Origin of the sequence: Pseudomonas sp. P8_229 (assembly GCF_034008635.1) — a bacterium.
Classification (GTDB): Bacteria; Pseudomonadota; Gammaproteobacteria; order Pseudomonadales; family Pseudomonadaceae; genus Aquipseudomonas.
This window is the reverse complement of the sequence record NZ_CP125378.1, coordinates 6098780-6125383: the sequence shown is the minus strand read 5'-3', so window position 1 is coordinate 6125383 and position 26604 is coordinate 6098780. Positions and strand designations below refer to the sequence as shown.

The 26604-nt window shown below is 59.9% G+C and carries 20 protein-coding genes; 5 read left to right on the top strand and 15 right to left on the bottom strand.

Translation table 11 applies throughout. The features are described 5' to 3' along the window. Nucleotides 1–48: 48 nt before the first annotated feature. Genes QMK55_RS27515 through QMK55_RS27480 form a run of 8 tightly spaced genes read right to left on the bottom strand, consistent with a single transcriptional unit; the run spans nt 49 to nt 10657 of the window. Complete coding sequence (locus QMK55_RS27515; protein WP_320328228.1) at nt 49–2418, bottom strand: hypothetical protein; 2370 nt, start codon at nt 2416–2418, stop codon at nt 49–51. Nucleotides 2419–2428: 10 nt separating this feature from the next. Next, nucleotides 2429–3571, bottom strand: a complete 1143-nt coding sequence (locus QMK55_RS27510; protein ID WP_102355994.1) for a hypothetical protein — start codon at nt 3569–3571, stop codon at nt 2429–2431. Then, nucleotides 3550–4995 carry an alkaline phosphatase family protein gene (locus tag QMK55_RS27505; protein ID WP_320328227.1) on the bottom strand — a complete coding sequence of 482 codons (1446 nt, stop codon included), beginning with the start codon at nt 4993–4995 and terminating at the stop codon, nt 3550–3552. The genes QMK55_RS27510 and QMK55_RS27505 overlap by 22 nt, the downstream gene beginning before the upstream one ends. Continuing rightward, nucleotides 4985–6211 (bottom strand): metabolite traffic protein EboE, encoded by a 1227-nt coding sequence (gene eboE / locus QMK55_RS27500; RefSeq protein ID WP_320328226.1) that lies wholly within the window; start codon nt 6209–6211, stop codon nt 4985–4987. Before eboE ends, QMK55_RS27505 begins: the two co-directional genes overlap by 11 nt. Next, a complete protein-coding gene (locus QMK55_RS27495) occupies nt 6208–7092 on the bottom strand; it encodes a TatD family hydrolase (RefSeq protein WP_102355997.1) in 885 nt (294 codons plus the stop codon). Before QMK55_RS27495 ends, eboE begins: the two co-directional genes overlap by 4 nt. Before the next feature lie 36 nt (nt 7093–7128). Continuing rightward, nucleotides 7129–7899 carry an EboA domain-containing protein gene (locus QMK55_RS27490; protein ID WP_102355998.1) on the bottom strand — a complete coding sequence of 257 codons (771 nt, stop codon included), beginning with the start codon at nt 7897–7899 and terminating at the stop codon, nt 7129–7131. Then, nucleotides 7896–8786: a UbiA family prenyltransferase gene (locus tag QMK55_RS27485; protein WP_320328225.1), complete on the bottom strand. Its 891-nt coding sequence runs from the start codon at nt 8784–8786 to the stop codon at nt 7896–7898. The genes QMK55_RS27490 and QMK55_RS27485 overlap by 4 nt, the downstream gene beginning before the upstream one ends. Then, nucleotides 8783–10657, bottom strand: a complete 1875-nt coding sequence (locus QMK55_RS27480; RefSeq protein WP_320328224.1) for a 3-dehydroquinate synthase — start codon at nt 10655–10657, stop codon at nt 8783–8785. The genes QMK55_RS27485 and QMK55_RS27480 overlap by 4 nt, the downstream gene beginning before the upstream one ends. Nucleotides 10658–11280: 623 nt before the next feature. Here QMK55_RS27480 and QMK55_RS27475 point away from each other — a divergent pair. Continuing rightward, nucleotides 11281–11796, top strand: a complete 516-nt coding sequence (locus tag QMK55_RS27475; protein ID WP_320328223.1) for a cupin domain-containing protein — start codon at nt 11281–11283, stop codon at nt 11794–11796. 218 nt (nt 11797–12014) lie between these two features. Here the strand turns inward: QMK55_RS27475 and QMK55_RS27470 are convergent, their stop codons facing one another. Continuing rightward, a complete protein-coding gene (locus QMK55_RS27470) occupies nt 12015–12626 on the bottom strand; it encodes a dTMP kinase (RefSeq protein WP_102356002.1) in 612 nt (203 codons plus the stop codon). Between the two features lie 187 nt (nt 12627–12813). On the opposite strand from QMK55_RS27470, the gene QMK55_RS27465 reads away from it, so the two are divergent. Further along, nucleotides 12814–13941, top strand: a complete 1128-nt coding sequence (locus QMK55_RS27465) for an aminotransferase class V-fold PLP-dependent enzyme (RefSeq protein WP_102356003.1) — start codon at nt 12814–12816, stop codon at nt 13939–13941. On the opposite strand, the gene QMK55_RS27460 is transcribed toward QMK55_RS27465, so the two are convergent. From QMK55_RS27460 to QMK55_RS27445, 4 genes are all read right to left on the bottom strand, one after another. Beyond that, nucleotides 13934–17074: an efflux RND transporter permease subunit gene (locus QMK55_RS27460; protein WP_320328222.1), complete on the bottom strand. Its 3141-nt coding sequence runs from the start codon at nt 17072–17074 to the stop codon at nt 13934–13936. The two genes, QMK55_RS27465 and QMK55_RS27460, sit on opposite strands and share 8 nt — an antisense overlap. After that, on the bottom strand, nt 17071–18237 hold the full coding sequence (locus tag QMK55_RS27455) for an efflux RND transporter periplasmic adaptor subunit (protein WP_320328221.1): 1167 nt from the start codon (nt 18235–18237) through the stop codon (nt 17071–17073). The genes QMK55_RS27460 and QMK55_RS27455 overlap by 4 nt, the downstream gene beginning before the upstream one ends. Then, nucleotides 18234–19652 (bottom strand): efflux transporter outer membrane subunit, encoded by a 1419-nt coding sequence (locus QMK55_RS27450; protein ID WP_320328220.1) that lies wholly within the window; start codon nt 19650–19652, stop codon nt 18234–18236. Before QMK55_RS27450 ends, QMK55_RS27455 begins: the two co-directional genes overlap by 4 nt. Before the next feature lie 125 nt (nt 19653–19777). Next, a complete protein-coding gene (locus QMK55_RS27445; protein ID WP_320328219.1) occupies nt 19778–20467 on the bottom strand; it encodes a response regulator transcription factor in 690 nt (229 codons plus the stop codon). A gap of 117 nt (nt 20468–20584) precedes the next feature. On the opposite strand from QMK55_RS27445, the gene QMK55_RS27440 reads away from it, so the two are divergent. The 3 genes from QMK55_RS27440 (at nt 20585) to QMK55_RS27430 (ending at nt 23771) form a co-directional block, all read left to right on the top strand. Next, nucleotides 20585–21277, top strand: a complete 693-nt coding sequence (locus tag QMK55_RS27440) for a response regulator transcription factor (RefSeq protein WP_102356007.1) — start codon at nt 20585–20587, stop codon at nt 21275–21277. Further along, nucleotides 21255–22631, top strand: coding sequence for an ATP-binding protein (locus QMK55_RS27435; protein WP_102356008.1), 1377 nt, complete (start codon nt 21255–21257; stop codon nt 22629–22631). Before QMK55_RS27440 ends, QMK55_RS27435 begins: the two co-directional genes overlap by 23 nt. Before the next feature lie 75 nt (nt 22632–22706). Then, nucleotides 22707–23771 carry a hypothetical protein gene (locus QMK55_RS27430; protein WP_320328218.1) on the top strand — a complete coding sequence of 355 codons (1065 nt, stop codon included), beginning with the start codon at nt 22707–22709 and terminating at the stop codon, nt 23769–23771. Here the strand turns inward: QMK55_RS27430 and QMK55_RS27425 are convergent. Together QMK55_RS27425 and QMK55_RS27420 are read right to left on the bottom strand one after the other, a co-directional pair. Then, nucleotides 23743–24192, bottom strand: a complete 450-nt coding sequence (locus tag QMK55_RS27425) for a fe2+ zn2+ uptake regulation protein (RefSeq protein WP_178082127.1) — start codon at nt 24190–24192, stop codon at nt 23743–23745. The two genes, QMK55_RS27430 and QMK55_RS27425, sit on opposite strands and share 29 nt — an antisense overlap. 66 nt (nt 24193–24258) lie before the next feature. Continuing rightward, nucleotides 24259–26499 carry a TonB-dependent siderophore receptor gene (locus QMK55_RS27420; protein ID WP_320328217.1) on the bottom strand — a complete coding sequence of 747 codons (2241 nt, stop codon included), beginning with the start codon at nt 26497–26499 and terminating at the stop codon, nt 24259–24261. Nucleotides 26500–26604: the final 105 nt, after the last annotated feature.

Genomic DNA, 26604 nt, shown 5'->3' with positions numbered 1-26604 from the left:
GCGCACTGCGGGCCTGAACGCCCGCAGCGGCTCATCTTTCCTGATGGATCAGAGGTCGTCGTAATCACTCATCTTGAGTTGCATGGGCGGGAAGTTGCGCTTGACCAGTTTCTGCGCCCACAACTCCAGCACGGCGCGCCGGCTTTGCGACAGGTCGCGGGTGATGGGCATCGCGAGGGTGCTTTCTTCCTGGTACTCCTTGCTGATCAGCCGGATCAACTGGTCGACGGCGCCTTCCACTCGCTTCTGGGAGTTGAGCGGCATGAACTTGTTCATGATCGGGTACAGGTAATAGAACGTCTTCAGGATGCGTGGGTAGATAAACCCTTCCCACACCTGCGTTGGGGCGTCCTTTTCCTTGTAGATGGTGTTCCAGAAGTTGATGAAGTCCTGTTGCAGCGGCAGGTCCAGAGGCAGGACGCGCAGCGGCGCGAGGAAGTCGGTCTGGGCGTTTGTGAGCGCGAAGCTGAAGGGGATGACCGGGTCGCTGGTGCCTTCCTTGACGATGAAGCGCAGCGTAGGGAAACCCGGGGCCAGAGCCTTGAAACTCACCTGGGCGATGCCATTGGCGTCGGTGGTGGTGGCGACGTAGGAGTAATCCACCGTCTGATCGTTATCCAGCGTTCCGCTGACGTAGACGCCGGCGTCGAATTCCAGGCAAGGGGTCAGGGGGACCGTGATCGGTTTACTTGAGCCATTCATGAATGACTGATAACTGACCGGAACGCCCACCGGTTTGTCTTTGGCTTCCAGATTGACCAGTCGACGACCGCTGCCGGTGGCCAGGTAGTTCGCTACAGGTGCCGTGCCCTTGAACTGTGGCAGGTGGGCGGTGTTTTTGTTGCGGTCTGCGTTGTCGTAGAACAGCGTGAAGTCGGGGTTGTTTCTGAACGTCAGGTAGTAGTCGCTGGTGGTCACGTTGTAAGGGTTGCCGTATTCCACCACCCAGAGTGTGGTGTTGGCGGCCGGTTGACCATTTTTCTGCACCATGATGTTCAGCGTCTTGCGATCGTTCACGTCGACGAAGGTGCCACTCTCTACTACCTCCGCAGTCCACACTTGCTGAGTGGCGGCTTTCACGGGGCCTGATGCAGTCTGTTGCTGCAGTTCCAGCGGGCCGGATTGCAAGGTGGCCGTTTGCGCTGCGCTGAGGGGTAGGTCCAGCAGGCCCGAGCGCTTGTCGAATGCCGACTGTTGGTACTGATCGAAACCGATGTCGACCACCGGCACGAAATTCCCGTTCTGCGATACGCCCAGCTTATAGTCGCCGGCCTGGAACTTCTCGGCAGTCAGGACATCGGCGTTCTTGTCCAGCGGATAGAACGGAAATGTGTTGGCCAGATCCAGCGACAGCGTGTTGTTGGTGATCTGCGCCGATGTCACACCCAGATTGGTGCTTGTCGGCTGAGACATGCCGGGGCGAGTGACCATGATCTTCTGGTCGGTGACCAGACGCGGGCCGGCGGGCGCCGTGGGGTATTCGTGGTCGAACCATAGACCCAGGGTCGCTACGGTACGGTTGTAGGCGGGGTTGAAGAAAATATCGGAAACGTTGTCCAGCCCCTTTTGATACATCGCTGTCATACGGGCCAGCGCCGATGGGTCATTGTTGCGGGTGTTGATGTACGGGAAGTCGTTGAACACACCGTTCCTGTCGTAACAGGTGAGGTACGTGGCGAACCTGAACATCAGGCCCTGAGCGTTTTGAGCCTCCATCTGTTGCTGGAGATTACTCAGCAGGACGGAATCGCCGATGACCCATTCCAGATTGTCCCGGGGAAAACAGGTCTGCCAGGTGGTGGTGACATACGCCAGACCGCCAAAGTCACCGGCCCAATTGAACGTCAGGAAGCGGTCGAGCATCCGGTATTGACGGTTCAGGGTCAGGCCACAGGTGGCATCCCCCAGCTGCAGCTTGTCGAAGTACAGCGCCGTGAAGGTGTTCTGCCACGGGCTGATATCGACGAAGCGGGCGGCCGTCGGGCTCTGACTGCCAAAGGGATTGCCGAGCAGCTGGAAGTCCCTGCCGACCAGCGCGTCCTGAGCAATGTAGGTGTTGGCCTGCAACTCGCCGCCAATAATGGTCGAGCGGGTACTCTGGTAACTCACCGTCCCGCAGGCGTTGTCGCCAAACAGGTCCCATTCGGCGGGTATGAACGGGAAGGTGTTTGGGCTTCCGTTGGTCGGAACCTGCTGCACATAGGGCGGCAGATTATTCTGCTGCACGGGTGAAATGATCCAGGGCATCAGGGTGGTGGGAGCGTTCTGCTGCGTGATGTCGTAGTAGCTGGTAAACGGCCAGTTGATATCCATCTTCACCGCGTCATAGAGCGGCAGCACATCATTGTTGTTGGCCGTCGGCGGGTTCCAGAACATATGGCCGTTGAGGTAGATGCGGGGGAAGTTCAATACGCTCATGTCATGCTCCTTAGCGTTGCCACTGGGCGCGTTTCAGCGACCAGACAAAGTCCAGTTTTTTGTAGCCTGCGAAGTCGGAGGCCGGCAGCGGAGTGGTTGGGTAGACGATGCCGCCACCTTGCTTGAGGGCGAAATTGAAGTAGCCCTTGTCGTTCGAGTAGGCGGCGGTGCCATGGCAGGCCAGGCAGGACGAGGTGTTCTGGAAAGCCGATTCCAGCTGCGAGTTGGCCAGTACCTGGGTGACGGGCTGGTACTCGACTCCGATCAATTCGTACTTCGACAGCGTCGGATTACTCGCCTGGAAGCTGACATTCACCGGTTTGGCGGCCGGGGTCGGCCCGGTGGTGTTGGTCATCGGCGTCGGTGTCGGCGCGTTGGTCACGGTGTATTTGCTGTTGTTGATGTTTTCGAAGGTGGTCCACACCCAGCTGTCGTCCAGTTTGTTGACGACATGCAGCCCGCTCAATGCCGCATAGCCAACCTGATAAGTGCCGTCGTCCTGCTGGAAATAGGCCTGGGCTACGTAGTAGCCGTCGTTGACCAGAGTTTGTCGGTAGGTCGTGTCCGAGCCGATCCACAGCCAGGCGGCTTTCAACTCCCAGGCAGTCGCCGGGAAGTGAAGGTTGTCGGGCAGTGCGGCCTGACCATTCATGTTGTAGACCTGACGCTGCACGATGTAGTCGAACGTGTCTTGCCCCATCAGCAGTTGAAAGCGTACGGGGTTGCCTTTTTGCGCCGCCGGCACGGCGCCGCCCATATGCAGCGCCAGACCATCGACCTGTTGGGTGGCATTGATGTTATGGAACGCGCGGGACAGGTCCATACCCTGGGCTTTGGCTTGCGTCTCCACGGCGGCCGGGAGCGGCGCGTTACTGGCATAAGGGCCGGGCGCAGCACCATTGGGCAGGTAGACCTGGTCCGAAGGCTTCATCGTTTCCCAAACCCGATTACTGGTCTGGGCGGCGCTGGGCTGGTTCAGACAGACGAACCAGTTCCAGGCCATGGTCTCGGGATTCTGCTCGAACGCAGCCCGGGTCTTGGTGATGTCAGTCCCAAACTTCAGAAATTGGCTGCAATCGAAAGGGGTGGTGTCCTGTGCCTGAGCCAAACCGGCCAGTGCACTGAGAACAGTTATAGAAATGGCTCGCCGCATGGAAGCTCCTTGGCATTGGCCGAGTGGGTGTATGAGTGCCCCAGAAAATGCTGAAGGAGCAGTTGTTTCACTGCCGTTGCCGCAAGGGTTTGCGGCAACGGCAGATCGCAATTGGTGATGAACAGCGGGCCGGTTTCCTCGCGCTCGGGCAGGCGACCGTGACTGCCACGGACCAGTCCGGTGTCCAGTGGAATCAGGTCCATGTAGTAGCGAAAGCCGAGTTTCTTCTGCAGCAGGCGCCGCGCGACTCTCAATTTCGGGAAACGAATGGCCGGGTCGATGAACAGTTCCAGCGGGTCGTAGCCGGGCTTGCGGTGGATGTCCACGGTGCGGGCAAAGTCGGGCGCCTTGCGATCATCGAACCAGTAGTAGTAATCGAACCAGTAACCGGCTGCGGCCACGGCCACCAGCTCGCCGCTGCGCGGGTGATCCAGCTGAAACGCCCGCTGTTCGGCCTTGTCCAGCACCTGCTCGATACCGGGCTGGCGCTGCAGCAGCGCTTTGACGCGGGGAATGTCCTGGGTCCGTTTCACGTAGACATGCGCGATCTGATGATCGGCCACGGCAAACGCTGCACTGGCGCCGGAGTCGAGCAGTTCCCAGGTCAGCGATTGGCGCACCTCCAGCAAACCTTCCGAGCGCAGCAGGCGGTTGATTGAAACCGATTGATTGACCGCTTCGATCCCGTATTCCGACAGCAACATCACCGCCGCGCCCTGTTCTTCGGCAAACGCCAGCAGGCGGCCGACTTCCTTGTCGATGGCCCGAACCTCGTCGGCAATCGACGGATGCTCCGGCCCCACGCGCTGAAGGCTGTAGTCGAGATGCGGCAGGTAGATCAATTGCAGGTCGGGCCGATTGAGCTGAAATTCGGCGATGGCGCAATCGACGATCCAGCGGCTCGAGGCAATGCCGGCCGCCGGGCCCCAGAAGCCCGGAAACGGAAACTCGCCAATCAGTTGCTCGATACGCTCGTGCAGCGCAGCCGGTGACGAATACAGACCGAACATTTTCCGGCCATCGGCCGGGTAGTGAGGGCGCGGGGTGATGGCAGCATCCACGTCGGCGTACATGTTGTACCACCAGAACAACTGGCTGCAGCGAAACCCGGGCAACTCGCGTTTGAGCGTCTCCCAGACCTTTTCGCCCTGAATCAGCGCATTGGGTTGCAGCCAGAAACGCACTTCAGCCTGGTCGCGAAAATACCAGCCATTGCCGACGATGCCGTGCTCGGACGGTGGACGCCCGGTGAGAATCGAGGCTTGCACCGACGATGTGACGGCCGGAAACACCGGTTGCAGGCTGGCCATTTTTGCGACTTTCAGCAGGGCATTGATGTGCGGCGTCGCTTCTCCAAGCAACGACGGCGTCAACCCGACCACGTTGATCAGCAGCAGTGGTTGACGCGCAGGGTCAGAGCGCATCGGCGTACGCCTCCTGTGCTTGTGATTGCAGCAGTCGCCGTTGCCGCAACTGGTCCTCGACCCAGTTCAGTTCTGCGGCGATCCCCTGAAGCTGGGCGGACTCGGTCGTCGGCCGCAGTTGCGCGGGCAGGACGCCCCAGCTGTAGGTTTCCACCTCCAGCACCGGACGAAAGTCCTCGTGGCTGGCGAGAAAATCGAAGGTCTGCGACAGGGCGATCTGACTGCCGCTCAGATCGGGCAACAACAGCTGTTCGCTGAACAACGGGATGTGGAAATGAATCCTCAGTTCGGGGTAACGCCCCGGGAGTTTTGCGCATTCGACGAGGGCGGCGGGCAGATCCGCCCAGGCCTGCAGGCGACCCTGCGCATCGCGCGCCTTCACTTGATGCAGGTAGGTGGTTTCGCAGAAGTCACTCAACGTCTTGAGCACCTGTTCGCGGCGCCCGTCGTCAGGTAGACGACAAATCAATGCGTTGGACAGCTGGATCTTGCCGATGGCTACCTGTGCCTGACGCAGCTTTGCCAACGACTGAAAGCAGTCTTCGAACATCACCGCCTGATGGCAGACATCAAAGCACAGCGCCAGATAGGGATGGTTCGGGTCTGTGGTTTGCCAGCGGCGGAAGAAGGCGATGGCCTGGTCAGTGGTTTCCAGCACGCAATCCGGCTCCATCTCCAGGCAGAACACGATCTTCTTGCCGGTTTCCCGATGCAGTTGGGCCAGCGAAGCGGTGAGTTCGCGCAGTTGCTGCTCGGCCCGTTGTTGCAGCGTCGGGGTCCAGGTGGCGGCATAGCCGAGCGGCACGGTGGAGATCACCCCTTGATGACAATCCGGCGGCAACGCCTGCGCGAGGATGTGCGCCAGATTCAGGCTGTACGCCAGGCGTTTCGGCTCGGCCCAATTGGGCAGGTAGACCTCGGCTTTTATCGCACGGTCATGAAATTGGCCGTAGGGAAAACCGTTCAGCGATGTCAGCCGCAGTCCGCTGCGTTGCAGCAGGTTCAGAAACGCCGAACGCGCCGATTTCTGCTGCAGCCTGGACGCGGCAAGGGCGCTGATCCACAGTCCGCTGTTCTGCGCTTGCAGCCCGCGCAGGGTCCGCACGCCCTGAAAGTGCTGCTCGATCGAAGACTGCAACCCGGCCAGGTCGCGGGTAGGGTGCACATTGCTGCAATAGCCGATCTGTCCGGGCGTCCAGCCCTTGCCGGCGTTCATTTGATCACCGGTTCCTGGCCACGCAGGGCGGAGTTTTCCTGATACTGCCGGCGCTGATCGATGGGCAGCGGGGTGCTGACCAAGGTTTTATCCAGTTGGCCGCTCTGGGCGAAAAAATCGACGGGGTTGTGGAACAGCACCTGCTCGACCTGGGCTTCACTGAAGCCGGCCGCCAACATCGCCTGACCGGTTTTCGGCACTTTGAGCGGATCGCTGATGCCCCAGTCGGCAGCACTGTTGACCACCATTTTCTCGGTGCCGTATTGCTGGAGCAGGGCGACCATCCGTTGTTCCGACATTTTGGTGTTGGGATAGATCGAGTGACCGCGCCAGCAGTCGCTGTCCAGCACCAACGGCAGGGTCAGTTCATTGAGGTGATCGATGATCACCAGACTCTCGTTGATCCCCACCTCGCGAATCACCGCCAACGTCCGCTTGGTACCGCCGATCTTGTCGCGGTGCGGCGTGTGTACCAGCACCGGCAGATTGAATTGTCTGGCCAGCTCCAACTGCGCCGCGAGAAAACGATCTTCCTCGGGCGTGATGTCGTCGTAGCCGATTTCGCCGACCGCCACGACGCCGTCCTTCACCAGATAACGCGGCAGAATCTCCAGCACCTCGTTGGCCACCGACAAGTCATTGGCCTCCTTGGGATTGAGACCGATGGTGCAGAAGTGATGGATGCCAAACATGCTGGCGCGAAAGCGCTCCCAGCCCAACAGGGTGTCGAAGTAATCAATGAAACTGCCGACACTGGTTCTGGCCTGACCTTGCCAGAAGGCTGGCTCGATCACCCCGGTAATTCCGGCGGCGGCCATGTTCTGGTAGTCATCAGTGGTGCGGCTGACCATATGAATGTGCGGGTCGAAATACTTGGGCATGATGAATCCTCGTTGAGGGAAAGGAGTCGTTGGGCATCAGTTCGATGGCGTGTCGGTCAGGTGATCGCGCCATTCCGGCGGCAAACGTCGCTGCTGGTTCAGGCCGATAAGTCGCTGACGTTGCACAGGGCCGAGCTGGTCGAAGGCAATCGCCAGGGGCAAGCCGGCGGACACCGTTCGGTCAGCGGCGAGTTGCTCTTCCAGCAGGTCGAGGGCCAATTGATTGAGGGTGACGCTGCGTCGTTGCGCCAGACCGATCAGGCGTCGCACGTCGAGCCCCATGCCCAGCGCTTTCAGCACCAGTTGGTGGAAGGCTCGTTCCGGGTAGTGACGCGACGGGTAGAGCGTGTCGAGGGCGAGGGCGGCAAACACCTGGCTGTTGCTGGTGCGTCCGGCCTGCAACGCCAGTTCCACGCACAGCCCATGACCGTCGAACCAGTCGAAGGCTTTCAGGGTGGCGACCTTTTCCTGATCGTCACCCCACAGAAATAGCTGACGCAGCAGAGGCCGTTGCCCGACTGGCGGTGATTGCTCAAGGACTTGCGCCAGCAACAAGGCGCGGGCCAGCTGGATCAGGTTCCAGCGACTGTCGGGCAGTGCACGATCACGCAGATGACGCCTGCACTGGCCGCTCAGGAGCGACGCGGTACTGGCGTCCGGCTGGCGGGCAAGTTGCGCCTGCGCCTGACGCCACCAGTGCAGCTCGTTCTCATCGAGTTGCCCGGTCAACACCTGATGCTGTTCGGCAAGGCAATCGTGGCGCATGCCGAGGGCCGCCGTTGGCGGCGCAGTGACGTCCATGTTCATGTCGGTTTGATCCAGCGCTGGAAATGTGGGAGCAGCAAAAACACCAGAACACACAGCAGGCTGCCCAACGGTTGGTTGGCCACGGCCATCACCAACGCATCGAACAGTGGCAGTGCCGCAAGACCTGCACCGATAAAGGCGCGGACTTGTCGGTGTTTCGGGCTGGCAAGGTTGTGCCAGTAATGCCAGCCCAGCCAGCCGAGCCAGAGCAACAGCACCGGCCAGAACCACAGGTTCTCGGAGTAGATCGCCAGGGCCAGAGGACTCAGCATCAGGATCAACGGCAGGCGGCTGAGCAACTGGTTGTGATGCTCATGCCGGGCCAGATAAGTCAGCCCGCTGATGTAGACGCCGAGCAAAATCGCGCAGAGCCAGATCGGCTCCGGTGGCACCGCCAGACTGGCCGCTGCCGTGAGGTACAGCGCCGAGCGGCAGGCGCCCATCAACCACACGCTGTGGGCGTATCTTTTGTGCAGCACGTTGTAACCGATGATGCAGCCCACCAACAGCGTGACGCTGGCCAGCAGCCAATGCGGCTGATCGATCAGTTGGCTCAGGCCGAGTACCGAGGCCGCGGCCAGTGTCAGCAGCAACACCGTGGCGAGGCGCACTTGTTGGCGACTGACCAGGCCCAGCGTGATGGGCCGCGGATTGTGGTGTTGCTGATCCCAGTCTGCATCCAGTAGATCGTTCAGCAACATGCCGGCCAGATACAGCAACGACAGGGTGACCAGCAGCAGAACCCACACCAGCGATGAGGGCGGCGCCAGTGCACCGGCGCTGCTGGCCAGCAGTGCGGCGGCCAGGGTGTTGGTCCAGACCGTGGGCAGATTGGATACCCGGCCCAGCGTCATCCAGGTTTTAAGGCTTTGCGGGGTCTGGTTCATTTCGCGAAGCCCTCGCTCAGGCTGCTGGCCGCAGCGCTGCAGGTAGACAGCCGCATCAGCGCCTGCTCCATCCGCGCGTCGTCGATTTCATGCAGGTCTACCGATTGGCCGATTCCGCTGAGCATCGGGATGGAAAGTTGTCCGCCCAGGTGCTGGCGGAACTCTTCCAACCCGAGCAATACCTGCGAACGACCTTGCACATCTTTCAGGTTCAATTCCGGTGGGCTCAGGTTGAAACCGAGCTTGGTCAACAAGCTCATCACCCGCTCACTGTCAGCATCGCTCAGAAGCCCGAGGGCATTGGCGTAGAGTCCGTCGAGGGCCATGCCCACGGCGACCGCTTCGCCATGGCGCAACCGGTGGTGGCTGAGGTTTTCCAGTTTGTGCGCCGCCCAGTGTCCGTAATCCAGCGGCCGCCCATTTGCGCGCTCGAAAGGGTCGCCGGCACCGGTGATGTGCCCCAGGTGCAGTTCGGCGCAGCGGCGAATCGCATAGCGGCTTGCCGGGTGATCGAAGCGGGCGAGGGCGTCGGCCTGTTGCTCCATCCATTGGAAGAATGCCTGGTCCTTGATCAGCGCGACTTTCACCGCCTCGGCCAGCCCGGCGATCTGGTCACGGCGGGTAAGGCTGGTCAGCAACTGGAAGTCATTGATCACGGCCGTGGCGGGGTAGAAGGTCCCGAGCAGATTCTTCTGGCCGAAGGCATTGATGCCGTTTTTCACCCCGATGCCGGCATCGTTCTGGGCCAGTACGGTGCTCGGCACGCGAATCAGGCGAATGCCACGGTGGAAGGTGGCACAGGCGTAGCCCACGGAGTCCAGTACAGCGCCACCACCGAGGGCGAGGACATAGCAGTGCCGGTCCAGCCCATGTCTCATCATGTCGGTGTAGAGCTGCTGTAACACCTGTGAATCCTTGCTCAGTTCACCGGCCGGAACGGCAATCGGCGGTGCCTGCAAATGCACATCCACTGTATAGGCAGCAAAATAGCCATCGATCTGTTCCAGCAATTGCGGGGCGCTTTTCAGCAGTTGTTCATCGGCGAACACCAGTACGGTCACGCGGCCACTTTGCCGAGCGGTGAGTTGCTGATGCAGGCAGGCATTGGACGGATCGAACAGATGATCGGTGAACACCACCGGGTAGTCGTAACTGACCTCGAAACGTCCGCGGAGCGTCTGCTCGGCGCCGTGCTTGCGCAAGGTCTTGAACAGGCTGTACCCGGCGATGAACAGTCCCGGCAACACCATACTGGCGAGGATAGTCACCAGCAGCGCGTTCTCTTCGACGAGGAACGCGCCAATGGCGCTGTAGGCCAGTGCCAGACCGGCGTTAGCCAGGGTGGTGACCAGCAAGAACGAGCGTAGCGGATAACGTTGCATGCCAGCCGCCACCACTGAGGTTTCAGCCAGCACGGGCACGCCGCGCAGGCAGATCAATGACAGCGTGCCCAATCGATACCCGAGTTGCCCGGGCCGGCGTTGATGCAAACCGAGGCGACTCGAAAGCATCCGGAAATAGCCGGCCCCTAGCGCATACCCCAACCCGGCCCCCAGGCACAGGCCAATGAAAATCACCAGATAACCGCCGACACTGCCCAGCATGGCCACGGCCAGTAGCGCGACCACACTGGAAGGCACGGGCAGCACCACATCCAGCGCCAGCAAGGCGATCAGTAGCAGCGCGAGGTTGAGTTTCTGGGTGGGGGAGGACGGAAGGTACAGGTCGAGATGAGTCAGGAAATCCTGGATCTGCTGTTCGAACAAGACGAAGCTGGCGATCACCAGACCTGAAAAGCAAAACAATGACAGCCAAAAATGTTCGGCTGGCGCCTTTTTCGAGAGCGCACGATACCAACGGCTGTGCTTCATCAAGCATCCCTCTTGATTGTGATGACTGAGTTCCGTTCAGTAACTAAAAGCAGAGTCTTAATTATTTCAGCGGAATGAGTTCTCCCGCCTTGAAGGCTGTTCTTATTATTTGAGTGATGTGCCTGTGAAGATATTCATGAACCTAGACGGTTGTTGTCGTTTTGCAAATAAAATACGAAGTGGCGTTTTTCAGGCGTTATTGAGTCGATAGGCAAGCATCGAAATCGGGCATCTACGGGTGAGTTGTTTATTCAATGTATTCAAGGTGATGAGGGCCTTTGTTGTTGTGAATCAGAGGCTGCTTAATATTCGAAACGAGGAGGACTTTCAATGGGCTTAGTTAGCAAGCTAATTAGATAGTGGCCAGGTGGTATTATTTTGTTATTTAATTTATTGCCTCTGGCTATAAGTGGTTTTGATCGCTGACTCAAACAACATGCACAAGGTATTTCCCGCTATGAATGCTTGTTATCTTTCTCTCGGGGTATCGGCTATTCGCGACGGGAATGGCGAGGCGAAATGAGGCATACGTCTTCGATTAGGGTGCTATTTTAGGTTAACTACACTAAATAGCCGTTTAGTTGAGCTATCAAGTGAATGGCGCTAGATCGAAGGAGCAGGCCATGAATCAACGCAAAATCACCGTCGAGGCCTTGATTGCCGAGCTGAATCTGGAGGCTCACGTTGAAGGCGGTTATTTGCGTCGAACCTTTCAAGCCGATCAACGCGGCATGCTGCAAACAGCATCCGGTCCGCGCTATCTGATGACGTCGATTTATTATCTGCTGACCGAGCAATCGCCGGTGGGTCAGTTTCATTTCAACCAGTCCGACATCCTGCATTATTTCCACCTGGGTGATCCCATCGAGTACAGCCTGATCCATGCGGACGGTTCACTGCAGACATTGATCATGGGCAACGACATGCTTGCAGGTCAGCAATTGCAATTACACGTGCCAGGTGGAATCTGGAAAGCTTCACGGTTGCTGAATGGCACGAATGGATTTGGTTTGATCAGTGAAGCGGTTTCACCAGGATTTGATTTCGCGGACATGCAAATGGGTGGGCGTCAGAAACTCACGGCGCAATTTCCGCAGCATCGAAATCTGATTGAAGAGCTGACGCGAATTGAGGATTGAGGATTGAGGATTGAGGATTGAGGATTGAGGATTGAGCGACGTAGATTTCAAGGATGGCCAAGCATCAGGGGAAGACGTTTTATAGCAGCTGCTGGAGATTCTAAACCTGCGCGCAACTGGGCTGACCCTGAAACACTTTGTTACGTGTAATGTATATTATGTTAAATCATGTATTACGTTGCGCGCCCCTGCATCACCGCCTGTCTCCATTCAAGCAATCACCCCAACACCCTATAGATTTCAGAAACCATCTGCATCGTGGCGTCCTCAATCGTTCCCTCATTACGACATAGAACCCAACCATGCTCCTTGACCGCTTGTTCGAACATCTCCGTGCATCGCACATGCTCTGCGTGCTTCTGGATCACAGTGCCGCCCAATCCTCGAGATCTCGCCGTAGCCCTTGCCCATGAAATATCCGCATCGGTAACGACGCCGACATGCAAGTCCGGCACTCGCACGTCCCGCTCCAGGTTTAACTGGAGAATCTCGGCAAACGGGATGGATTGGCGAAATGCGGCATCAGATGGATACCAGCGATCGATCAAGATAATGCTGTCCAGCGGCTGCTTCGTCAGTACGTGCCGGGAAATCCAGCGACGACTATCAGCCAGGCGCTGACACACAGCCCATTCCAGATCCATGGATGGATTTCTGGCAAGCGTGTTAACCAGGGCCATGGTTTCCCCCCTGAAAGGATCGCTTTTTCTCTCGCAAAGCCGGATGACTTTCTTGTTGCCCGCCCTCAGTACTTTCGTAACGGCCTCCAACAGCGTGGTTTTGCCGGTGCCCTTGGGCCCATCGAGAGAAACAAACAGCGGACGATTCATTGTTCACATCGCTTGGTTGTGGCCGCCGGACCGAGAGTCTCGATGAGAAAATCGATAAACACATTGATCCGGCTGAAGGATGATTGTGCATCACTGTTCCCCTGTCGTCTTGTACCGCCATGCTTGAAAGCAAGTGCTGCCGAGGCTAGGGTCGATATCACTACATCTCTGCCAAAGGAGTTACGCCATGTCAAAGCTCTATCCCGGTATCGATCCTGAGGGCCTGGTCGAGTATTCAGTGGTCTACACCGACCGCTCGCTCAACCACATGTCGCAGTCCTTCCAAGGCGTGATGAAGAACGTTTCCAAGACCCTGAAACAGGTCTACAACGCCGAATCGGTTGCGGTGGTCCCGGGCAGCGGCACATTCGGCATGGAAGCTGTCGCGCGACAGTTCGCCACTGGCCAGCAATGCCTGGTGATACGCAACGGCTGGTTCAGTTATCGCTGGAGCCAGATCCTCGATATGGGCAACATTCCGGCAGCGACCACGGTGCTCAAGGCCCGACCGGTCGACACTGATCGCCAGGCGGCCTACGCCCCGCCGCCGCTGGACGAAGTGTTGGCAGCCATTGCGGCACAGAAGCCGCAGGTGGTCTTCGCGCCCCACGTTGAAACTTCATCCGGGATCATCCTGCCCGACGAGTACCTGCGGGCGGTTGGCGATGCCGTGCATGCGGTGGGTGGCTTGTTCGTGTTGGACTGCATCGCCTCGGGCACGATTTGGGTGGATATGCACAAATGCGCAGTCGACCTGCTGATCAGCGCTCCGCAGAAAGGCTGGAGCGCCTCCCCTTGCTGCGCTCTGGTGATGTTCAGTGCTTTGGCCCTCGAACGCATCGAGCAGACGCAAAGCAGCAGCTTCGCCTGCGACCTGAAAAAGTGGCTGCAGATCATGCAGGCCTACGAACAGGGCGGACATGCCTACCACGCAACCATGCCCAGCGATGCCCTCGCGCGCTTTAACGACGTGATGAAGGAAACGCAAGCCTACGGCTTCGACAGGATCCGCGACGAACAACAGGCACTGGGTGATCGGGTACGCGCGATGTTGACCGGCAAAGGCATCAAAAGTGTGGCCGCTGCCGGCTTTCAGGCCCCCGGTGTCGTGGTGAGCTACACCGATGATGCCGACATCAAGAGCGGCAGGAAATTTGCCGATCACGGCCTGCAGATCGCCGCCGGAGTGCCGTTGCAATGTGACGAACCGGCCGACTTCCAGACCTTCCGCATCGGCCTGTTCGGACTTGAGAAGCTGCAGAATATCGAGCGCACGGTCAGTACGCTTGAGCAGGTACTGGATGAGGTTATTTAGAGACCGGGTTGTCTGGCGCCGGCGCTCCCGGGAAAACCGGATGGAGTGCGGTGATCGGGCCACTCACCCCGGTGGCGTCGGGCTGTGTCTTGCGGCGTCGACGCTCAAACCAGAGATAGACCACGGGCGTGGTATACAGCGTCAGCACTTGCGATACCAATAGGCCGCCAACAATCGCAATACCCAATGGCTGCCGCAATTCGGCACCGGCGCCATGCCCGAACGCCAAGGGTACTGCGCCCAGAAGCGCAGCAAGTGACGTCATCAGAATCGGCCGCAGTCGCAGCAGGCACCCTTCCCTGACCGCTTCGCGGGCTGACAGCCCTCGCTGCTGCGCCTGCAGCGTGAAGTCGACGATCATGATCGCGTTCTTCTTGACGATCCCGATCAGCAGAATGATGCCGATCATGCCCAGGACTGACAGATCCTGGCCGCAGAGCATCAGTGCCAGCAGCGCACCAAACCCGGCAGAAGGCAGTGTGGAGATGATCGTCAGCGGGTGGATGGCATTTTCGTATAGCACGCCAAGCACGATGTAGACCGTCAGGATCGCCGCCAGAATCAGCCAGGGTTGCGACTTGAGCGAGTCCTGAAACGCCTGGGCCGTGCCCTGGAAACTGCCCGTCACTGTATCGGGCAGCGCGACCGCCAGAGAGGCCTGGTTGATTGCAGTGACCGCGTCACTCAAGGCATGGCCGGGAGCGAGATCGAACGACAGGGTAATGGCCGGGAATACGCCCTGGTGGTTGATGATGATCGGCACCTGTTCGGTCTTGACGCTAGCCAGCATGTTCAGCGGCACCAGCGCTCCGGAACCGACGCGGACGAACAGGTGTTCGAGCGTCGCAGTGGATGTCTGCCAGGCCGGGTCGAGTTCCAGAATCACATGGTTCTGATCCAGTTGCGTGAACATCGTCGCAATCTGCCGCTGACCGAAAGCGTCATACAGCACATCGTCGATCGCCTGCACCGTCACCCCCAGACGCGCCGCCGTCGGACGGTCAATGACCAGAGTCGATTGCGCAATGGCCTGCTGCTGATCGGACGTCACATGTTGCAACTGAGGCAGGGTCTTGAGTTTAGCCAGCAGCACCCCGCTCCAGTGATCCAGCTCGGCGCTGTCCGGGTCCTGCAAGGTGTATTGATACTGGGTTTTACTGGCCCGACCGCCAATCTGGATATCCTGGTTGGCCTGCATGTACACCTTGATCCCGGACAACTCGTCGAGCGCCGGTTGCAGGCGCCGGATGACTTCGGCGGCGCTGACTGTGCGCTCGCTGAACGGCTTGAGGTTGATCATCACCTTGCCCTGGCTGACGGTCGGATTCGGGCCGATCCAGAAGTAGACGCGGGCGACCGCCGGATCCTTACCGATCACTTGCGCGGCGCGATTGACCTGCGCGCGCATGGCGAGCGGAGAAATATCCGCCGCCGCTTCGGCCACGCCCTGAATCAAACCGTTGTCCTGTTGTGGAAAGAAGCCCTTGGGGATGCCGACATACAGGATTGCCGTCGCAACTACCGTTGCGATGGCGACGGCCAGGGTCGTGCGCTGATGATCGAGCACCCAATCCAGGCTGCGACGGTATCCGTTGTGCAAGTGCTCGAACCCTCGTTCGCAAGCCTGGGCAAAACGACTCTCTGCCCGGTCGTCATGGGGTTTGAGCAACCAGGCACAAAGCATTGGCGTAAGGGTCAGCGAGACGATGCACGACATGATGATTGCCACGCTGACCGTGACCGCAAATTCGCGCATCAGGCGCCCGACAATCCCTGACATCAACAGGATCGGCAGGAACACCGCAATCAGCGACACCGTCATCGAAACAATGGTGAAAGCCACTTCTCGCATCCCGTCAACGGCCGCTTGCAGTCGCGATTTACCCGTTTCCAGATGCCGGACAATGTTCTCCATGACCACGATGGCGTCGTCCACCACGAACCCGACGGCAATCGCCAGGCCCATGATCGACAGATTGTCGAGGCTGTAGCCCAGCAGGTACATGACGCCGAACGTGGCCACCAGCGACAGCGGAATCGTCAGGCTCGGAATCAGTGTCGCCGTGGCTTTGCGCAGGAAAACAAAGATCACCACGACCACCAGGGCGACGGACAACAGCAAAGTGAACTGCATGTCATTGACCGACGCTTCGATGGTCTGGGTGCGGTCACCCACCACCTGCACTTGCACGTCTCGCGGCAACGAGGCGGTCAACTCGGGCAATTTGGCCTTGATCGTGGCAATGGTCGACAACAGGTTGAAACCCGGTTGCTTGTGAATGTCGACGATGACGGTCGGGTCGGCGCCCAGTTGCGCCGCCTGCTGGGTGTCCTCGGCCCCGGCGATCACCCGGCCGAGGTCGCCCAGTTTGATCGGCATGCCGTTCTTGTAGGCAATGACCTGATCGCGATAATGCTGTGGGTCCAGCAACTGATCGGTTGCGCCCAGCGTGATCGAACGGCTCGGGCCATCGAGGCTGCCCTTGGGCTGATCCAGCGTGCTGACGCCGATGACGCTGCGCACGTCTTCAAGGGTCAGTCCTCGGGCAGCGAGTGCATCAGGATCAATCTGTACGCGCACCGCCGGTTTCTGTTCGCCGTGGAAATCCACCAGGCCCACCCCGGGCATCTGCGACAGACGCTGAGCGATGTAGTTGTCGGCGTAGCGATCGAGCTCCGGCAAGGTGCGCGTTGGCGACGTTACCGCCAGTGACAGCACAGTGCCTTCGGCCGGGTTGACCTTGTTGAAGGTCGGCGCGCTTGACATGGTTTTTGGCAGGTTGGGGGTGGCGGTGTTGATCGCCGTCTGCACGTCCTGCGCAGCGCCATCGATGTCCCGGGACAGATCGAATTGCAGCACGATCTGGGTCTTGCCGGCGGCACTCGAAGAGGTCATCGAGGTGACTTGCGGCACGGCGGCAAACGCGCGCTCCAGCGGCGTGGCAACCGACGACGCCATGGTTTCTGCACTGGCGCCGGAGAGTTTTGCCGTGACCTGAATGGTCGGGAAATCCACTGTCGGCAATGGCGCCACCGGCAATTGAAAGTAGGCGAAAGCACCGAGCAGCATCACCCCCAGGGCCAACAGACTCAGGCCTACCCGTCGTTGAATCAAACCGGCCAGGGCGTTCATGGGTTCACCTGCGCCAGATCAGCATTGGCATCGGTCTTGACCGGCATGACTTTCAATCCCGGTGCAACGCGGGATTGGCCCTGCACAACCACCGTTTCGCCGGCCGTCAATCCCTCGCGTATCCATTGTTTGCCGCCGACCACAGTCGCAGCATCCACCCGTCGCGGTTGCACGCGTTGCTGCGCATCGACCACATAAACGAAATTGCCCTGACGTCCCAACTGCACGGCTTCCGCCGGCACGACCGCCACATTGCGCCGGGTTTGTACCAGCAGACGCGCGCTTACCAGTTCACCGGGCCAGAGTTTTGCAGCAGCATTGTCGAACTGTGCCTTGAGCTGGATCTGACCACTGGCGGCGGTCACCTGACTGTCGATGAAACTCAGTTGACCACGGGCGATTTCCTGTTGACCGTCGCGGGTCATCGCAACCACTTGCAACGCGCCCTTGGCGTTCTCTTCGAGGATTTCTGCAAGGTCGTCCTGCGACACGGCGAAAGCCACGGAAATCGGGTTCATCTGCGTGATCGTTACCAGCCCGGAAGCTTCGGCACCGTGAGCAATGGCGCCGACATCCAGCAAGCGCTGCCCGGTTCGGCCGGTCAGCGGAGCCTTGACCTGAGTGAACTCCAGTTGCAGGCGCGCATTGTCCAGCGCTGCCTGATCGGCCTGCACCGTGGCCTGCTGGGCCGCCAATTGCGCGCGATACGTGTCGACGTCCTGGGTCGGCCCGGCCTTGGCGGCGGCGAGTTTCCCGGCTCGGTCGAGATTGACCCGCAGGTTGGCCAACTGGGCCTGATCCTTGGCGACCAGCGCCTGGGCCTGAGCCACCTGGGCTTGATAGACACGCGGGTCGATCACTGCCAGCAGGCTGCCGGCATTGACTGTCTGCCCTTCGTTGAACAGCACTTTCTGCAGCTCGCCGTCGACCCTCACCCGCACATTGACGCTGTTGAGTGCCTGTACATTGCCGATGGCACTGATCCAGATCGGCAAGTCCTCGACGCTGACCCGGGCCATTTGTACGGGCACCGCGCCGGCGTCGGTTTTTACCGGTGCGGCCTGGGCATGTCGGACCCATTGCGCAGTACTGAAGACAGTGGCCAGCACGACCAACACCAGACTGCCCAAAACAATCGGACGACGTGAGTAGGAGAGATTCATGGGTAAGCCACCTGGGCAGGAGATAGAGAAGCGAGGGTGTTCGGCGCGAAGTCCCCGCCCAGCGCGCGGAACAGTCCGACGGCGGCTTGCAGGTGTTGCAGGTGCACCTGCAACAGCGTGTCTTCGGCCTGATATTGAGTGCGTTCGACGATCAGCAGCGTCTGGAAATCGGTTGAGCCCAGGCGATAACGCACTTGCGCCAACCGCGCGGCTTCGCGCGCCGACGCCACGGCCGACTGGTTCAGCGCGTAGCTTTTATCCAGTTCGCGCGCGGCGCTGAGCTGGGTTTCGACGTCTTGCAAGGCTTCGATGATCGATTCGCGGTAACTGGCGGTCAGCTCCTCGACATGCGCCTGATCAAAATGCAGCTGTCCCTTGAGCTGGCCGCCGGCGAATACGGGCTGGCTGAGGGTGCCGATGGCACTCCAGATTTTTCCACCGGCGATCGTGTCGATACCACCGAGCAAGTCCAGTGACAGATTCGGCAGGAACGCCGCGCGAGCCACCCCGACATCGAAATTGGCCGACACCAGCCGCGCCTCGGCAGCTTGAATGTCCGGACGCTGGCGCAGCAGACCGATCGGCAGCCCCGATGCCGGGTGCGGCACTTGCAGAGCGTCCAGACCGTTGCCTTGCACATGAAAACCCTGGGGCTGCGCGCCGACCAGCACCGCCAATTGATACAGGGCCAGATCGCGCTGCTGACGCAACGCAGGCATGGCGGCTTCGAAAGTCTGCATGGCGTTGCGCTGCTGCTCGACTTCGAGGTTCGACACAGCGCCCTGGCTGGCCTGGACTTCCACCAGTTGCAGAACCTGTCGGGCATCGTCGGCAATCGACTGCGCCAACCGCAGCCGATCCTCCAGCGACAGCACCTGAAAGTAACTGTCGGCGATACTCGCACCCAGACTCATGCGCAAAATATGGGCATCAAATACCGTCGCTTTCGCCAGCGCATCAGCGGAATCGGCGGCAGCGCGTTGCTTGCCCCAGAAGTCCACTTCATAAGTGGCCTCGGCAAATACACTGCGTTTCTGCGTGGTGCCGTAATTGTTCTGGCGTTGAAAGTTGCCGCCCAGGTTCAGCGCCGGGTACTGCCCTGCCCCGACCACTTGTGCCGACGCTCGCGCCTCGTCGATGCGGCTGGCCGCCGCTTTGAGGGTGTAATTGGATGTCAGGCCCCGGTCGATCAACGCATCCAGTTCAGCACTGTGAAACTGCAGCCACCACTGCCCTCCTCCCGCTGCCGACGGGTCAGCAGTGCCGTCCCATTGCTGAGCCAACGGTAAATCCGGTCGCCGGTATTCGGGCACCATCGAGCATCCGCCGAGCGTCATCGCGCCGACGAGCAGCAACAAAACCGATAGATGCAACGCCCGGCGCGCACTGCGCGTCGGCAAGGTTGTAACTGACATGGGCACGCTATCCCCCGCTTGAGCCTCTGTGGACTGCTCCACGAATGCGGGGAAGATAGCGAGGGGCGCCTGCCAGAGCGTTCGCCGGCAGATAAACTTTTATTTAACTGCCACAGTCCCGGGGTTCACTCCTCGACCGGCTCGACCTGAAAACTGTACCCGGCGCCCGGCACCGTCCTGATCAGCGAGTGCTCGAAGCCCTCATCAAGTTTGCGGCGCAAGCGGTGGATGTGTTTATCGATGACGTTGTCGTTGGGGTCGAAGTCGTAGTTCCAGGCACTGTCGAGCAACATGTCGCGCGTTACCACCTGCCCGCTGTGGCGCATCAGTTTTTCCAGCAACAAGGCTTCGCGGTGCTGCAGGGCAATGACCCGCCCGCCGCGCACGGCGGTACGCGTGGCGCAGTCCAGTTGCAGTTCGCCAACCGCCAGTTGCCGCGCCGGGCCGCTGACCTGATCGCGACCGCGCAACAAGGCATCCAGACGCGCCAGCACTTCGGCGAATGCATAAGGTTTGCCCAGGTAGTCATCGCAACCGGCTTGCAGGCCTTCAACCTTTTGCGCAGTGGTCGATTGTGCGCTGAGCATCAGGATCGGTACGCGCAACTGCTGTGCGCGGACGGCTTTGATCAAGCCAATGCCATCCAGACCGGGCAGGCGCCGATCGACAATCAAGGCGTCGTGAATCTGCTCAAGAGCCATGTCCAGACCGCTGTTGCCATCGCTGGCGATATCCACCACGTGGCCACTTTCACTCAATCCGCGCTCCAGATAAGCCGCCGTCTGGGCGTCGTCTTCAACCACTAGAATGCGCAAGGAAAACTCTCCATCGATCGAACCTGAACTTTTATTTAACTGGCGGGAACGTGGCGCCCCGGCAAGCTTTGCCACACTATGCCATCTCAGTCTGACAATGTGAGCGGTTCAACTGCCATGACCCATGTTCTGGTCGTCGAGGACGACTTGCCTACCTGCCGTGAAATCGAAGCGGCGCTGTCTGATCACGGCTTTACGGTGAGTTGCGTCAACAATGGACGCGAAGGCTTGCTCAAGGCCTTGAGTGAACCGTTCGACCTGATCGTGCTTGATCGAATGTTGCCCGGCGGCCTCGACGGCCTGGGCGTGCTGACGTCCTTGCGCGCCGCGAGTGTGACCACGCCGGTGCTGATTCTCAGCGCCCTCAGTGCGCTCGACGAGCGCGTGCGTGGCTTGCGCGCCGGCGGTGACGATTACCTGACCAAACCGTTCGAGTTCATCGAGTTGACCGCTCGCCTGGATGCCTTGAATCGTCGTCGCAACGAAGTGCCGACGCAGGCCCGCGAAACCCGTCTGCGGGTTGCCAGCCTGGAAGTCGACCTGCTGAGCCGGACCGTGCGACGCGGTGAGCGGGTCATCGATCTGGTCCCGCGCGAGTACGCCTTGCTCGAACACTTGATCCGCAACGCCGGCCAGGTCGTCACGCGCACCATGCTGTTCGAGGCCGTGTGGAATTACAGCTACGACGAACGTACCAACGTGATTGAAGTTCACATGAGTCGTCTGCGCCGCAAGATCGACGGTGAAGGCGAACCGCCGATGATCCATACCATTCGGGGAGCCGGTTATGTTCTGCGTTCACCTGAGTGAAATTCCGCGCACCATCAGTTTTCGCACCGCGCTGCTGTTTCTCGGCCTGTTCGGCGCATCGTTCCTGGCCTTGTTCGGCTACATCTACTGGCAAACCGCGTTCTACCTGAAAACCGAAGCCGATACCGCGCTTTACCGCCAGGTGGAAAACCGCAGCGCGCAGCCCCCCGAGTTGCAGTTGCAGGAAATCCGCAAGCATGCCGTGCAGGATGCCGAAGCGCGCTTGCCGCATAGTCTGTTCGACGCGCAGGGCAAGTTCATCGCCGGTGCAATACAGGAACTGCCGCCCTACTCCGCTTTTGACAAGCCGCAAGAGTTTCGCTGGCTCAAGGCCAATGGTCACCACCGCCCTGTGCGGTTCATCGTGCACCGCCAGGCCGACGGCAAGATCCTGATGGTGGCCCAAGATGTTCATGACATCCGGGAGTTCGATGAACTGCTGATCAATGCGCTGATTTCCGGCGGTGTGCTGTTACTGGTCGTCGGTCTGTGCGGAGCGGTCGTCCTGGGTTATTCGGCCCACCGGCGTCTGGACAAAGTCAGTCGCTCGATCAAAGGCATCATCGAAGGCGATCTCACCGGGCGACTGCCCATTCAAGGGACCAACGACGATATCGACCGCCTTGCCGATGTGGTCAACGGCATGCTGGATGAACTGGAGCGCCTGATGAGCGAGGTCAAAGGCGTGTGCGACGACATTGCTCACGACTTGCGTACACCGCTGACCCGGCTGATCGCCGGGCTTGAACGCGCCCAGCGACGCGGGCTGGATGAAGCGCAATACGCCGCCAGCATCAATGCTGCGTTGACTGAAGCCAAGGCGCTGTTGCTGACGTTCAAGGCACTGTTGCGTATCTCTGAAATCGAAAACAGTGCACGCCGCAGCCACTTCGCGACGCTGGACCTGAACCTGATCTGCGCCGATGCCGCCGAGCTCTATGAGCCCTTGGCCGAAGAGCGCGGTATCAGCCTGACGCTTGCTGAAAGCCGACTTCCGGCGATGATTGCCGGCGACGCGCAGCTATTGTTCGATGCTGTCTGCAACTTGCTCGATAACGCCATCAAGTTCTGCCCGGATCACAGCCAGGTGCGCCTGAGCGTTATCGCTGATCAGGAGTCGACAGGCATTCAGGTAGCCGACAACGGCCCGGGCATTGCGCCGGCGGAACGTGAAGCGGTGTTGCGCCGGCTTTACCGGGCCGAATCGAGCCGTCATACACCGGGCAACGGTCTGGGGCTAAGCATGGTAGCGGCCGTTGCACGCCTGCATGATATGAAACTCAGCGTCAGCGATGCGTCTCCGGGCTGCCGGATTGATCTGCTCGGCAAGACCGGAGCAAACGCCCTCGCGTGATTGCTATGATGCACCCCGTTTTGACACTCGGGCCGCGCCCACACCTCTAGATACCTTTGGATGTGAAGAACATTGATGCCGTTGCGAAAAAACCTGCTGGCCCTTGCGAGCCTTGCTACCTGCCTGCTCAGCGTCCAGATGACCGAGGCCAGCGAACCGTTGCTGTACACCCTCAGCGCTACCCGGGCCTTGGCGGGTGAAGGCCACAGTTGGGGCTTTGGCGCACTTGATCCGCAACGGCCTTACTTGTTCATTGCGCGCCGGGAGAACGGGCTGGCGGTGTTCGACGTCGAGCAGCAACGGTTGCTGAAAACACTCGACAACTCCGCCGGCGCCAATGCAGTCACCTTCGTGCCTCGGCATAACCGCCTGTATGTGGCGAACATGGACGGCTCGCTGAGCATCGTGGCGCTGGATCGGCTGGAGGTGCTGCAGCGGCTGGAGCTGGACTCAGGCAATCTGAACAATCTGCTCTACGACGCCAGTCGTGACCGGGTGATTGTCACCAGCGGTCGCCGTGGGGATCATTCGACGCTCTACCTGATCGATCCGAAAAGCGATCGGCTGACGGGCTCTGTCGATGTCCCGGCACAAAAGCTCGATGGCCCACTGGTGCTGGATAACGGCACCTTTATAGTGCCCATGCGTGATGAAGACCAGGTGGCCGTGCTGTCCGGCGCCACGCTGGCGCAGCAGCAATTCTGGAGGTTCGAAGGCTGCCGCAAGCCCGGCGCCATTGCGGCCGATCAGGTGCATCAGCGTTTGTTCGTGGCCTGCCGGGGTGACAAGCCTCGCCTGGTCATCGCCGACCTCGCGACCGGCAAATCCCTGGATACCCTGCCCATCGGTCACGCGGTAAACACACTGGCCTACGACCATCAACGCGACCAACTGCTGGCTCCCAGCGGCGCCGATGCGAGTCTGGCAGTGATTCAGCGCAGCGCTCAGGGTAGCTATCGATTGCTTGGTTCGATCGGCACCCGGCCCTGGGCACACAACATGGTACTGGATGCCAAGCGCGGGCAAGCCTACCTGTTCAGTGCCGACTTCACGCAGCCGGCCCCGAGTCCGGATCAACCCAAACCGGACCCGGTGTTCCATCCCGACACGTTTACGGTGCTGACGTTGCAAGCGAATTGAGGCAGCGATGCGACGCAGTCGCCGGGATCTGACTGTTCGAGTCGCGCTGTGCGAGATACGGCTCGAGCATGTCCCACGCCTCGGGAGTAAAGCTGTAACTTCGGTCCGTTTGAGCGGTGATGACGCCCACCTCGGCAAGACGCTTGAGTACTTCGCGCACACTGACGATCGGCAGCTGGGAAAAAGACGCTTCTATATAAGCATGCACACCGTGCACGCCGATCAAGCGTCCCTCTTGTGCCGCGAGGATCAGTGCATTGATCACCTTCAGCCGAAAGAGGCTGGTGCGCAGTCCGTAAACCCGCAACATCTCGCGGATATGGCGGTTGCCGCTGCAATCATATTCGAGGGCAAGTGGGTGGCTCGTGACTTGACTCGGGCGAGCCTTGATTGTCGAGATAAATCCCGGGTTTTCCAGCATGTGAGTACTCCTGTTCACCCATTGACAAGGCAGGCAGCAGCTACTGGCTGTGCCTGCCCTCGCGCATCAGAAATCGACCGTAGCCGACAACTGCAAGGTGCGCGGATAACCCGGCGAGAACGCGCCGTAAGAAGCAACGCCCGACCAGTACTCACGATCAAACACGTTCTGCACCGTGGCGCGGAAGGTCGTCGGCCGGCCTTCGATTTTCGTTGCGTAGCGTGCGCCGGCATCGAAACGGGTCCAGGAATCCAGTTCCTGGGTATTGGCTTGGTTGACGTACTGACTGTCGGTATAAATGGCGCCGCCCGTCAGGGTGAAACCCTCCAGCCATGGCGTGTCCCATTCAGCCCACAGATTGGCCTGCACATCTGGCACACCGACAGGCTTGTTACCTTTGTTGGCCGCTGTCGCTGAATCGGTCAACTTGCCATCGAGCACCGTCACGCCGCCCATCAAGCGCGTGCCCGTCGCCACTTCGCCGAACATGCTCAATTCGATCCCCCGATTGCGTTGTTCGGCCTGCACCGAGAACACGTTGTCAGTGCCGACTTCTCCGCTTGGCTTCTCTATCTGGAACAACGCCAGGGTGGTCATGAACGTGCCGTGCTCGTACTTCACGCCGAGTTCATGCTGTTTCGATTCGTAAGGTGCGAATGTCTCGCCGGCGTTGGCCGCTGTGCCGGGGGCAATGTCGCCTTTGCTCAAGCCTTCGACATAGTTGTAGTAGAGGGAAACGTCTTCCCAGGGCTTGACCACGACACCCACCAGCGGTGTCGTCGCGCTGTCGTTGTACTTCGAACTGACGGAGCCCGAAGCGTTGTAGTTGCGCGACTCGATGTCTTGACGGCGCACGCCGAGCGTCAACTGGAAACGGTCGTCGAGCATCGACAGCGTGTCGGTGAACGCAACGCCGGACAGATCCGATTCGGAAACCCGCAGCACTTTCGGTGAGCTGATGTATTGCTTGGGTACATCGATCGGGTGATAGATGTTCGAACGGATTTCCGTGCCGTTGTTGATGCCGCGGGACAACTCATCCTGGTACTGGGTCGCCATCAATGTGGTCGTATGGGTGATCGGCCCGGTGGCGAACACGCCACGGATGCCGACATCGGCGGTGGAACGGTCGACGTTGAATTTGTAGTAGCCCGGAATGTTGCTGGTGTCCCCTGCCTCATTGAGGATGCGCGGCACCTGGTCGGACATGCGCTTGACGTCCGACTTGCCGCCACCGGCATGGGCAAACACGGTGACCGTATCGCTCAGGTCATATTCACCGCCGAGCAACGCCGACTGCTCTTTGGTGTCCGACCAGCCCCAGTCCTGCGACAGGTTGGTGCGGCCATTCGGCGCGGACGGTACATCGACGCCCGGCGCGATGGTGAAAGGTCGCGAGGCGCCCTCCCAGCTTTCTTTCTGGCTGATGTAGTCCAGGTTCAGGCGCAAGCGCTCACCGCGATAATCCAGGGCGATTGCACCGATCCCCAGGTCTCGGTGCTGATCGTCGATGGCCGTGTCGCCGCCCTGCAGGTTACCGTTGAAGCGCACACCGAACTGGTTTTCCGAGCCGAAACGACGGCTGAGGTCCAGATGACCACCGACCTGGGAATCCGAGGCGTAGGTGGTAGTGACCCGTGTCAGGTCTTCGTCCAGCGGACGCTTGGGAACGATGTTGATCACCCCGCCTACGCCACTGTTCGGCGAGATGCCGTACATCAATGCGCCCGGCCCCTTGAGCACTTCGACACGCTCGGCGTACTCGGTGAACACCCGGTAATTAGGCGCGACGCCGTACACGCCATCGAACGCCAACTCTCCCAGGTTGCCTTCGCCAACCGGGAAGCCACGGATGTAAAACGAGTCGACGATGCCGCCCGTCTGGCCGGTGGAGCGCACCGAGGGATCACGCTCCAGCGCGTCGGCGACGGTGACGGTTTGCAGATCAGCGAGGGTTTTGGCGGTGTAACTGGTGACGCTGAACGGCGTGTCCATCACGTCTTTGTTGCCCATCATGCCCAGCCGCGCGCCCCGTGCAACCTGGCCACCGGCGAGGGTTTCCGGCAACGCCGTGGCGCCGTTGTAACGGGCGTTGATGTTGGTGGTGTCGAGGGTCAGCGCGTCGGTGCTGTCGTCGGCCAGGGTGACTGGCGTAGCGTTCGAGGTTTTATCGGCGGCAACGTCTTGTTGCTCGGGGCCGGCGGCCCAGGCGTTGGCGCTACCTGCGACCAGAACGAAATTCAACATGGCGGTACGCACGGCGAGTGTTAGCACTCGCTCACCGCTAGGACGACTGACAACAGGCATGACGAGAGGATCCTTTCATCGAGAGAAAATGGTAATCACTCCTATTGCCAGTCGATCTGCGAAAAAGTATCACCTGCAGCAAATTTTTTTGTTTTGGCCCGGCCC

Excerpts from the sequence above, each read along its gene's own strand:
- QMK55_RS27515 (WP_320328228.1), bottom strand. The coding sequence starts at position 2,418 with ATGAGCGTATTGAACTTCCCCCGCATCTACCTCAACGGCCATATGTTC.
- QMK55_RS27510 (WP_102355994.1), bottom strand. The coding sequence starts at position 3,571 with ATGCGGCGAGCCATTTCTATAACTGTTCTCAGTGCACTGGCCGGTTTG.
- QMK55_RS27505 (WP_320328227.1), bottom strand. The coding sequence starts at position 4,995 with ATGCGCTCTGACCCTGCGCGTCAACCACTGCTGCTGATCAACGTGGTC.
- eboE (WP_320328226.1), bottom strand. The coding sequence starts at position 6,211 with ATGAACGCCGGCAAGGGCTGGACGCCCGGACAGATCGGCTATTGCAGC.
- QMK55_RS27495 (WP_102355997.1), bottom strand. The coding sequence starts at position 7,092 with ATGCCCAAGTATTTCGACCCGCACATTCATATGGTCAGCCGCACCACT.
- QMK55_RS27490 (WP_102355998.1), bottom strand. The coding sequence starts at position 7,899 with ATGAACATGGACGTCACTGCGCCGCCAACGGCGGCCCTCGGCATGCGC.
- QMK55_RS27485 (WP_320328225.1), bottom strand. The coding sequence starts at position 8,786 with ATGAACCAGACCCCGCAAAGCCTTAAAACCTGGATGACGCTGGGCCGG.
- QMK55_RS27480 (WP_320328224.1), bottom strand. The coding sequence starts at position 10,657 with ATGAAGCACAGCCGTTGGTATCGTGCGCTCTCGAAAAAGGCGCCAGCC.
- QMK55_RS27475 (WP_320328223.1), top strand. The coding sequence starts at position 11,281 with ATGAATCAACGCAAAATCACCGTCGAGGCCTTGATTGCCGAGCTGAAT.
- QMK55_RS27470 (WP_102356002.1), bottom strand. The coding sequence starts at position 12,626 with ATGAATCGTCCGCTGTTTGTTTCTCTCGATGGGCCCAAGGGCACCGGC.
- QMK55_RS27465 (WP_102356003.1), top strand. The coding sequence starts at position 12,814 with ATGTCAAAGCTCTATCCCGGTATCGATCCTGAGGGCCTGGTCGAGTAT.
- QMK55_RS27460 (WP_320328222.1), bottom strand. The coding sequence starts at position 17,074 with ATGAACGCCCTGGCCGGTTTGATTCAACGACGGGTAGGCCTGAGTCTG.
- QMK55_RS27455 (WP_320328221.1), bottom strand. The coding sequence starts at position 18,237 with ATGAATCTCTCCTACTCACGTCGTCCGATTGTTTTGGGCAGTCTGGTG.
- QMK55_RS27450 (WP_320328220.1), bottom strand. The coding sequence starts at position 19,652 with ATGTCAGTTACAACCTTGCCGACGCGCAGTGCGCGCCGGGCGTTGCAT.
- QMK55_RS27440 (WP_102356007.1), top strand. The coding sequence starts at position 20,585 with ATGACCCATGTTCTGGTCGTCGAGGACGACTTGCCTACCTGCCGTGAA.
- QMK55_RS27435 (WP_102356008.1), top strand. The coding sequence starts at position 21,255 with ATGTTCTGCGTTCACCTGAGTGAAATTCCGCGCACCATCAGTTTTCGC.
- QMK55_RS27430 (WP_320328218.1), top strand. The coding sequence starts at position 22,707 with ATGCCGTTGCGAAAAAACCTGCTGGCCCTTGCGAGCCTTGCTACCTGC.
- QMK55_RS27425 (WP_178082127.1), bottom strand. The coding sequence starts at position 24,192 with ATGCTGGAAAACCCGGGATTTATCTCGACAATCAAGGCTCGCCCGAGT.
- QMK55_RS27420 (WP_320328217.1), bottom strand. The coding sequence starts at position 26,499 with ATGCCTGTTGTCAGTCGTCCTAGCGGTGAGCGAGTGCTAACACTCGCC.